Annotated in this window: 8 protein-coding genes and 2 pseudogenes; 6 read left to right on the forward strand and 4 right to left on the reverse strand. The window is 69.7% G+C overall.

Going from position 1 to position 9,586, the window contains the following annotated elements; translation table 11 throughout:
- Positions 1–109 precede the first annotated feature (109 nt).
- Positions 110–1,942, forward strand: a pseudogene (locus A5681_RS12525) (DEDD exonuclease domain-containing protein); the annotation flags it as partial.
- Here A5681_RS12525 and trpD read toward each other — a convergent pair.
- Complete coding sequence (gene trpD / locus A5681_RS27700; RefSeq protein ID WP_231996296.1) at positions 1,880–2,980, reverse strand: anthranilate phosphoribosyltransferase; 1,101 nt, start codon at positions 2,978–2,980, stop codon at positions 1,880–1,882. The pseudogene A5681_RS12525 and the gene trpD sit on opposite strands and share 63 nt — an antisense overlap.
- 138 nt (positions 2,981–3,118) lie before the next feature.
- Here trpD and A5681_RS12530 point away from each other — a divergent pair, with 138 nt between their 5' ends.
- Genes A5681_RS12530 through A5681_RS12545 form a run of 4 tightly spaced genes read left to right on the forward strand, consistent with a single transcriptional unit; the run spans position 3,119 to position 7,545 of the window.
- Positions 3,119–3,730, forward strand: a complete 612-nt coding sequence (locus A5681_RS12530) for a cytochrome c oxidase subunit 3 (RefSeq protein ID WP_067274561.1) — start codon at positions 3,119–3,121, stop codon at positions 3,728–3,730.
- Between the two features lie 40 nt (positions 3,731–3,770).
- Positions 3,771–4,625: a c-type cytochrome gene (locus A5681_RS12535; RefSeq protein ID WP_067274565.1), complete on the forward strand. Its 855-nt coding sequence runs from the start codon at positions 3,771–3,773 to the stop codon at positions 4,623–4,625.
- Positions 4,622–5,833, forward strand: a complete 1,212-nt coding sequence (locus tag A5681_RS12540; RefSeq protein ID WP_067274570.1) for a ubiquinol-cytochrome c reductase iron-sulfur subunit — start codon at positions 4,622–4,624, stop codon at positions 5,831–5,833. The genes A5681_RS12535 and A5681_RS12540 overlap by 4 nt, the downstream gene beginning before the upstream one ends.
- Positions 5,830–7,545, forward strand: a complete 1,716-nt coding sequence (locus A5681_RS12545; protein WP_067274574.1) for a cytochrome b — start codon at positions 5,830–5,832, stop codon at positions 7,543–7,545. The genes A5681_RS12540 and A5681_RS12545 overlap by 4 nt, the downstream gene beginning before the upstream one ends.
- Here A5681_RS12545 and A5681_RS12550 read toward each other — a convergent pair.
- A complete protein-coding gene (locus tag A5681_RS12550; protein WP_067274629.1) occupies positions 7,542–8,003 on the reverse strand; it encodes a DUF5994 family protein in 462 nt (153 codons plus the stop codon). The genes A5681_RS12545 and A5681_RS12550 overlap by 4 nt on opposite strands.
- 342 nt (positions 8,004–8,345) lie before the next feature.
- On the opposite strand from A5681_RS12550, the gene A5681_RS12555 reads away from it, so the two are divergent.
- Entirely contained in the window at positions 8,346–8,579 is a 234-nt protein-coding gene (locus A5681_RS12555) for a hypothetical protein (RefSeq protein ID WP_067274576.1), read from the forward strand.
- A gap of 6 nt (positions 8,580–8,585) precedes the next feature.
- Here A5681_RS12555 and A5681_RS12560 read toward each other — a convergent pair whose 3' ends face one another.
- Together A5681_RS12560 and A5681_RS12565 are read right to left on the reverse strand one after the other, a co-directional pair.
- Complete coding sequence (locus A5681_RS12560) at positions 8,586–9,227, reverse strand: DUF2561 family protein (protein ID WP_067274579.1); 642 nt, start codon at positions 9,225–9,227, stop codon at positions 8,586–8,588.
- Positions 9,227–9,454: pseudogene (locus A5681_RS12565) on the reverse strand (hypothetical protein); the annotation flags it as partial. The pseudogene A5681_RS12565 and the gene A5681_RS12560, both read right to left, overlap by 1 nt.
- Between the last annotated feature and the right edge of the window lie 132 nt (positions 9,455–9,586).

The following is a 9,586-nucleotide window of genomic DNA, read 5'->3' on the forward strand; positions in this document are numbered from 1 at the left end:
CGCCGCCACCGACAACCAGCCGGCGCCGCGTTTCGGCTGGCAACCGGCCCGACCCGCCCCCGGCGTGGGAGCCGCGCGGGTGTCGGTGGTGACGCTTAACCTCGCGGCCATGGGTGCCGGTGGTGCGACTCAGCTCAGCTTCGCCGACGTGGGGTCGCCCTTTGCCACCGCCGACGTCCCGCTGCGTGACACCACCTTCGTGGTGGTCGACCTGGAGACCACCGGCGGGCGCACGAAGAGCACGGACGGCCACACGCCCGACGCCATCACCGAGATCGGGGCGGTCAAGGTTCGCGGCGGCGTGGTGCTCGGCGAGTTTGCCACGCTCGTCGACCCACAGCGCACGATCCCGCCGCAGATCGTGCAGCTGACCGGCATCACGACGGCGATGGTGTCCGACGCTCCGACCATCGATGCGGTGTTGCCGATGTTCCTCGAGTTCGCCGGGGACGCGGTGCTGGTCGCCCACAACGCCGGCTTCGACATCGGGTTCCTGCGCGCCGCGGCGGCCAGGTGCGACATCCCCTGGCCCCGGCCGAAGGTGCTGTGCACGGTGCGGCTGGCCCGCCGGGTGCTCAGCCGCGAGGAAGCCCCCAGCGTGCGGCTGGCCGCCCTGGCGCGGCTGTTCGCCGTCGCCACGCAGCCCACCCACCGCGCCCTCGACGACGCGCGCGCCACCGTCGACGTGCTGCACGCACTGATCGAGCGGGTGGGCAACCAGGGCGTGCACACCTATGCCGACCTGCGCGCCTACCTGCCGGACGTGACCCCGGCCCAGCGGCGCAAGCGGGTCCTCGCCGAGGGCCTGCCGCGCCGGCCGGGCGTCTACCTGTTCCGCGGGCCCTCCGGTGAGGTGCTCTACATCGGCACCGCCGTCGACCTGCGCCGCCGGGTCGGCCAGTACTTCTCCGGGGCGGACCCGCGCGGCCGGATGAAGGAGATGGTCAACCTGGCCATCGCGGTCGACCACGTCGAGTGCGCCCACGCACTGGAGGCCGGCGTGCGCGAGCTGCGGCTGCTGGCCGCGCACGCCCCGCCCTACAACCGCCGGTCGCGGTTCCCGCACCGGTGGTGGTGGGTGGCGCTCACCGACGAGGCGTTCCCGCGGCTCGCGGTGGTGCGCGCGCCCCGCCACGACCGCGCCGTGGGCCCGTTCCGGTCGCGCGCCGACGCCGCCGACACGGCCGCCCTGCTGGCCCGCTTCACCGGGCTGCGGACCTGCACCGCCCGGCTGGGACGCTCGGTCCTGCACGGCCCGGCCTGCGCCGAGGTCGAGGTGTCGCCCTGCCCCGCGGCCCGCGACATCACGGCCACCCAATACGCCGCGGCCGTGGCGCACGCCGCGGCGCTAATCGACGGCCTGGAGAACGCCGCCCTGGCCGCCGCGGTCGACCAGGTCACGGCGCTGGCCGAACGCCGCCACTTCGAAAGCGCCGCCCGCCTGCGCGACCGCACCGCCACGGCCGTCGAGATCCTGTGGCGCGGCCAGCGGCTGCGCGCCCTGGCCGCGCTGCCCGAGCTGATCGCCGCCGCGCCCGACGGGGAGGGCGGCTACCACCTCGCCGTCGTCCGGCACGGCCAGCTCGCCGCGGCGGGCTCCGCCCGGCGAGGGGTGCCCCCGATGCCGGTGGTCGACGCGATTGTTGCTGGCGCACAGGCGATTTTGCCGAGCGCGGCCCCGCTGGGCGGCGCGTTGGTTGAAGAGTCCGCCCTCATCGCGCGCTGGCTGGCCGGGCCGGGGGTGCGCATCGTGCGCGTCGACGACTCCCCCGACGCCGCCGGCTGGGCCTCACCGCTGCGCTCCGCCGGCGCGTGGGCGGCGTGGGCGGCCTCGGCGCGTTCGGCCCGGCTCGCCTATGAGCAGGCGGCGCACCACGATTCAGACTTGCTGGCCGAACCGCACCCATCGCGCGAGCAGCTGTTCGGCCGCACCGGAGTCGATCGCCGCGGCGGCCCGCCGCAGCCCGTCCTCCCACGCCGGCAGCCATTCAGCGCGGCTGGATAGCCCGGCGTGCGCGACGATCGCCCCGGCGGCATTGAGCACGACGGCGTCCCGGACGGGCCCCTTGCCGCCGGCCAGCACCGCCCGCACCTCCGCCGCGTTGGCTTGCGCGTCGCCGCCCAGCAGATCGCCGAGATCGGCGCGGGCGAAACCGAATCCGGCCGGATCGAACGTCAGCCGGTCCACCGTGCCGGCCTGCACGCGCCAAATCGTGCTGGTGGTCGTCGTGGTCAGCTCGTCGAGCCCGTCGTCGCCGTGCACCACCAGCACGCTGGACCGGCGCCCGGCGAACACCCCCGCCATCACCTCGGCCAGGTTGGCGAACGCGCAACCGATCAAACCGGCCCGCGGCCTGGCCGGATTGGTAAGGGGCCCAAGCAGATTGAACACTGTCGGCACGCCGATCTCGCGGCGCGCCGCCGACGCGTGCCGGTACGACGGGTGAAACAGCGGCGCGAAGCAGAACCCGATCCCCACCTCCGTGAGGCTTTGGGCGACCTGCTCGGGTTCGAGCTCGATGCGCACCCCGAGCGCCTCCAGCGTGTCGGCGCCGCCGGACAGCGACGACGACGCACGGTTGCCGTGTTTGACCACGGGCACGCCCGCGGCGGCGACCACGATCGCCGCCATCGTGGACAGGTTGAACGTGTTGACGCCGTCACCACCGGTTCCGACGATGTCCACGGCGTCGTCGCGCATGCCGTCGGGCAGCGGGCGCGCGTGGCTCAGCATGACGTCGGCCAGCTCGCCGACCTCGGCCGAAGTGGGCACTTTCATCTTCATCGCCACCGCGAAGGCGGCGACCTGGGCCGGGCTCGCGTCGCCCGACATGATCTGCGCCATCGCCCAGGCGGACTGGCCGCGGGCCAGGTCGTGCCCGTCGGTCAACCGGGCCAGGATCCGCGGCCACGACGGCGCCGTCCCTGCCGCGTCGGCGGCGGAACCCCCGAGGGATGACGCCTCAGATGACAGAGCCACGCGCCGATGGTCCCACGAGGACCGAACCCGCCCCAACCGCCGCGGAAGGCCGCCCGCTCCGGCCGTGGTCGCGACGCGAAAACATCAAATGCCGCCCCGGGTGGAGTTCAACAACTACAAAGCGTCATACTTGCGGATGTGACCAGCGCTGTAGGGACCTCAGGTACTGCAATCACGTCGCGGGTTCATTCGTTGAATCGACCCAACATGGTCAGTGTCGGCACCATCGTTTGGCTCTCCAGCGAGCTGATGTTCTTTGCCGGCCTGTTCGCGATGTACTTCACCGCGCGTGCGCAGTCGGGCGGAAAGTGGCCGCCGCCGCCGACCGAACTCAACCTCTATCAGGCCGTCCCGGTGACGCTGGTGCTGATCGCGTCGTCGTTCACCTGCCAGATGGGGGTGTTCGCGGCCGAACGCGGCGACGTCTTCGGGCTGCGCCGCTGGTACGTGATCACCTTCCTGATGGGGCTTTTCTTCGTTTGCGGGCAGGGCTACGAGTACTACCACCTGGCCACGCACGGCACCACGATCCCCGGCAGCGCATACGGCAGCGTGTTCTACCTGGCGACCGGGTTCCACGGGCTGCACGTCACCGGCGGTCTGATCGCCTTCATCTTCCTGCTGGCCCGCACCGCGATGAGCAAGTTCACCCCGGCGCAGGCCACCGCGAGCATCGTCGTGTCCTACTACTGGCATTTCGTCGACATCGTGTGGATCGCGCTGTTCACCGTGATCTATTTCATCCGATGAGCCGACGGCTCCGAATAACGGAATGAACAGGAGTGCTCGGTTGAAGAAGCTGGGGTCCATGCGAAACCGAAAGCCGCGAAACGCCGCGAGTGACCGCTCCCGGCGGCGCCTGCGCCGCCGCTTGTCGGGCGGGCTGCTGCTGCTGATCGCGCTGACCATCGCCGGCGGGCTGGCCGCCGTGCTGACGCCGCGCCCGCAGGTGGCCGTCGCCGACGAGTCGTCCTCGGCGCTGCTGCGCACCGGCAAACAACTGTTCGAGACGTCCTGCGTCTCGTGCCACGGCGCCAACCTGCAGGGCGTGCCCGACCGCGGACCCAGCCTGGTCGGGGTCGGCGAGGAGGCCGTCTACTTCCAGGTGTCCACCGGCCGGATGCCCGCGATGACCGGCGAAGCCCAGGCGCCGCGCAAGGAGCCGATCTTCGACGAGGCTCAGGTCGACGCCCTGGGCGCGTACGTGCAGGCCAACGGCGGCGGCCCCACCACGGTGCGCAACCCCGACGGCAGCCTGGCGATGAAGTCGCTGCGCGGCGACGACCTCGGTCGCGGCGGGGACCTGTTCCGGCTGAACTGCTCGTCCTGCCACAACTTCACCGGCAAGGGTGGGGCGCTGTCGTCGGGCAAGTACGCGCCGCCCCTGGAGCCGGCCAACGAGCAGCAGATCCTGGCGGCCATGCGGACCGGCCCGCAGAATATGCCGAAGTTCTCCGACCGCCAGCTGTCCTTCGACGAGAAGAAGGACATCATCGGCTACATCAAGGCGGTCACCGAGGAGCGCCAGCCCGGCGGGTACGGCCTGGGCGGTTTCGGGCCCGCGCCCGAGGGCATGGCGGCGTGGATCATCGGGATGGTCGCCGCCATCGGTTTGGCATTGTGGATTGGGGCACGAGCATCATGAGCGAAAAGGACGTTCGCGGCTCTGACACCGGCGGATCCGCACATGGTGTCGGCGAGAGGGAACCCGACGACGCAGCGCTCGCGGCGATGTCGCGCGAGGAGCTGGTGGCGCTGGGCGGCAAGCTCGACGGCGTCGAGACGATCGTCAAGGAACCCCGCTGGCCTGTCGAGGGCACCAAGGCCGAGAAGCGCGCCGAGCGTGGCGTCGCCCTGTGGCTGCTGCTCGGCGGCGGCTTCGGACTGGCGCTGCTGTTGGTCTTCCTGTTCTGGCCGTGGGAGTACAAGCCCAAGAACGCCGCCGGCAGCCTGCTGTACGACCTGGCCACCCCGCTGTACGGGCTGACCTTCGGGATGTCGATCCTGTCGATCGCGGTCGGCACCATCCTCTACCAGAAAAGGTTTATCCCCGAAGAGATTTCGATCCAGCAACGCCACGACGGCGCCTCCCGTGACATCGACCGCAAGACGGTCGTGGCGAACCTGACCGACGCCCTCGAGGGCTCGACCGTCCGCCGCCGCAAGGTGATTGGCGCGTCGCTGGGGCTGGGCCTGGGCGCGTTCGGTCTGTCGACCCTGGTGGCCTTCGCCGGTGGGCTGATCAAGAACCCGTGGAAACCGGTGGTGCCCACCGCAGATGGCAAGAAGGCCGTGCTGTGGACCTCCGGATGGACCCCGCGGTATGCGGGCGAGACCATCTTCCTCGCGCGGGCCACCGGCTCGGCCGGCGCGTCACCGTTCACCAAGATGCGGCCCGAAGACCTCGACGCCGGCGGCATGGAGACGGTGTTCCCCTGGCGGGAATCCGACGGCGACGGCACCACGCCGGAGTCGCAGGAGAAGCTGCGCGCGATCAACCAGGGCGTCCGCAACCCCGTGATGCTCATCCGGATCCGGCCGACGGACATGCCGCGGGTGGTCAAGCGCCAAGGCCAGGAGAGCTTCAACTTCGGTGAGTTCTTCGCCTACACCAAGGTCTGCTCGCACCTCGGTTGCCCCGCGTCGCTGTACGAGGAGCAGTCCTACCGGATCCTGTGCCCCTGCCACCAGTCGCAGTTCGACGCGCTGCACTTCGCCAAGCCGATCTTCGGCCCGGCGGCACGCGCGCTCGCGCAACTGCCCATCACGATCGACTCCAACGGGTATCTGGTCGCCAACGGTGACTTCGTCGAGCCCGTCGGACCGGCATTCTGGGAGAGGACGACAACATGAGTCCCAAGCTGAGTCCCCCGAAACCGCCGAAGATCGGCGATGTCCTGGCCCGCCAGGGCGAGGACATCGACACCCGCTATCACCCCTCGGCGGCCGTGCGCAGGCAGCTGAACAAGGTCTTCCCGACGCACTGGTCGTTCCTGCTGGGCGAGATCGCGATGTACAGCTTCATCGTGCTGCTGCTCACCGGCGTGTACCTGACTCTGTTCTTCGACCCGTCCATGGCCGAGGTCACCTACAACGGCGCCTACCAGCCGTTGCGCGGTGTGGACATGTCGAAGGCGTTCGCCTCGACCCTGGACATCTCGTTCGAGGTGCGTGGCGGCCTGTTCGTCCGGCAGGTACACCATTGGGCCGCTTTGATTTTCGCCGCGTCCATCATGGTGCACCTGGCCCGCATCTTCTTCACCGGAGCGTTCCGCCGGCCCCGCGAGGCGAACTGGGTGATCGGCTCGCTGCTGTTGATCCTGGCCATGTTCGAGGGGTACTTCGGTTACTCGCTGCCCGACGACCTGTTGTCGGGTATCGGGCTGCGCGCCGCGCTCTCCTCGATCACGTTGGGAATGCCGGTGATCGGCACCTGGCTGCACTGGGCGTTGTTCGGCGGTGACTTCCCTTGCGGCGGTGTGGGTAACGAGTGCGCGACCGTGGGCACGATCATCCCGCGGATGTATGCGCTGCACATCCTGCTGCTTCCGGGGATCATCCTGGCGCTGATCGGGCTGCACCTCGCGATGGTGTGGTTCCAGAAGCACACCCAGTTCCCCGGCCCGGGCCGCACCGAGCACAACGTGGTGGGCGTGCGCGTGATGCCGATCTTCGCGGTGAAATCCGGCGCGTTCTTCGCCGCGATCGTGGGTGTGCTCGGCCTGATGGGTGGGCTGTTGCAGATCAACCCGATCTGGAACCTGGGTCCCTACAAGCCATCTCACGTGTCGGCGGGCTCGCAGCCCGACTTCTACATGATGTGGACCGAGGGCCTGGCGCGTATCTGGCCCCCGTGGGAGTTCTACTTCTGGCACCACACCATTCCCGCCCCGGTCTGGGTGGCGCTGCTGATGGGCCTGATCTTCATCCTGCTGATCGTCTACCCCTTCTTGGAGAAGCGGTTCAGCGGTGACTACGCCCACCACAACCTGCTGCAACGGCCGCGTGACGCCCCGGTGCGCACGGCGATCGGCGCGATGGCGATCGCGTTCTACATGGTGCTGACCCTCAGCGCGATGAACGACATCATCGCCCTGAAGTTTCAGATCTCGCTGAACGCGACGACCTGGATCGGCCGCATCGGAATGGTCGTCCTGCCGCCCGTGGTCTACTTCATCGCCTATCGGTGGTGCATCGCGTTGCAGCGCAGCGACCGGGAGGTGCTGGCGCACGGCATCGAGACGGGCATCATCAAGCGGCTGCCGCACGGCGCGTACATCGAGCTGCATCAGCCGCTCGGCCCGGTCGACGACCACGGCCACCCGCTCCCGCTCGAGTACCAGGGCGCGGCGCTGCCCAAGCGGATGAACAAGCTGGGCTCGGCCGGTTCGCCCGGGCACGGCAGCTTCCTGTTCGCCGACCCGGCGTCCGAGGACGCGGCGCTGCGCGAGGCGGCACACGGCTCCGAGCAACGTGCCCTCACCGCCCTGCGCGAGCACCAGGAGAGCACCGTCGGTTCAAACGGGAAGAACGGTTCAAACGGCAAGAACGGCGAGCACCACTAGCCTCGTGCTGGTTCGGTGACGGCCGTGCCGCACTGCTGGTGAGCGGCGCGCAGCACACAGCCGGCGGTCAGGAACGCCGCCTTCGTCTGGTCGCGCGCTTCGACGGGTAGGTTGGCCGCGCAGCGCAACACCATCAGGGCGAGCGCGCTGTAGGTCGCGTACGGGATGACCAATAGGTTGACCCGGGCGTCGGCCCCGACGACGGTCATCACGTGCTGTCGTTTCCGTTCCCATCCCGACCAGTTCAGGTCGGGTGGTCGCTGCAGCGGTGGCCAGTTGACGTTGATGGACTCGATGTCCCCGAGCAACGGGGTCAGCACGGAGACCAGGTCGGGTAGCTCGTTGGTGATGCGGTCCGCGCGGGGCCACCACGCGCCGTCGATCGCCCGGCCGAGTTCCCGCGCCACCGACAGCCGGACGGGGTTCGCGCGGCGCCGGCGCTCCGATGGTGCGATCATCGACGGACTCCGCGGTCGCGGCCAGGCACTGTTGCAGCATCCACGGGCGGTTTCCTTCACGTCGGCGTCGTTCGCCCCGGCGAGCGCGGGGCGGACGGAGGAATCGCATTGCCCATGGGTGGGACCCGCGCCGATGGGACGGACCACCGCTGACAACGAAACGGCTCGTCGTCGACGCTACGCCCCCGGTGAGGTCTCGGGACGGCCAGGGTGACCGCACGGATGGCGATCACCCCTGCGCCGCGGCAACCGGCCCGTCCGCGCCGTTGCACTAGAGTGGCGAGTGCCTGACCGTGGCGCTGTCCTGGTGAGCGGGGGGCCGAAACGGTGAGGACGGGCGTAATGGCGATACAGGACTGGGCCGACGCGCCAGAGGTCCATCCCTCGAAGATCCGCGTCGGTGACATCATCGGCACGCTGCGCCCCACGAAGCTGCGCTACACCGTCAAGATGATCAGTGGGCCGCAGTCGACCCCCCGGCGCTGGACGTTTTTCGGCCGCGACGACAACGGTGCGCAGCACACGGGCACGTTCGGCGAGGACGAACTGGTTCGCAGGTACGCCAAGGCGTCCTGATCGCGCCTACGCCGCGTCGACGACCTGGCGCAGCTGGCGAACGTGCAGCCATTCGATCGCCGGCATCCCCGCGGTGACGACCCCGGCGACGACGTAGGCGACCCAGGACGGGCCGTCGTGGCCCACGGCCATCAGGTAGGTCGCCGTCGCCACCGCCACCAGCGCTGCGCCCATCGCGGTCACCAACAGCACGGTGCCGCGCAACCAGACCCGATCGACGGTCTCACCCGACCAGTCGGAATCCACCACCGCTGCGGGCGCCTGGGGCTTCGGTTGCCGCGCCCGCTCGGCCGCGGTGCGCGGCGCCTGCGACATCAGCCGCACCGGCGGCCGGCTGGGTGCCGTCATCCCCCGGGCGGCCGGGTCGGTTTGGGCCATCCGGCGCGCGCGGATCAGCATCGGGATCGCCCCGGCGATGATCAGCGCCGAGACGACGATCACGGCATACAGCACCCAAGAGGTGGAATGCGTGCCGCTGGCCGCTTTGTGAAAGCCCCGGCCCAAATCCGCCAGCGCGACGGCCGCGGCCACGCTTACGCCCAGCAACACCAGCCAGACGGCCGCGCACGCACCGATCAGGATGCGGTCGATGACGTCCGGTGAAATGGTGTCGTCGCCGCGGCGGTACACCGAATACCTGCTGACCATCAGCAGCTCGTCTGCGGCGAGTCGTTGGTGTTCGACGACAGGACGGTTCCGTCGCTCGTCGTGATCGAGCAGTTGAGCCGGCTGACCCGGAAGAGGCTGGACGCCTCGACGGAGCCCACGTCGGACTGCGAGATCGGCGTGACGGTCATCGACCACGGGATGTACACGTTGTGCTGCGTACGCCGCCGGCCGGACGCGTCGACGTAGGTCACCGAGATGATGTCCCCGACGCGGATCTTCGAGGGATGGACCTCTGGCGCGTCGGCCCAGTCCTGTATCGCCATTACGCCCGTCCTCACCCTTTCGCACACCCGCTCACCAGTACAGCGCCACCGTCAGCCACTCGCCACTCTAGTGCA

Source organism: Mycobacterium scrofulaceum (genome assembly GCF_001667885.1).
Taxonomy (GTDB): Bacteria; Actinomycetota; Actinomycetes; order Mycobacteriales; family Mycobacteriaceae; genus Mycobacterium; species Mycobacterium scrofulaceum_C.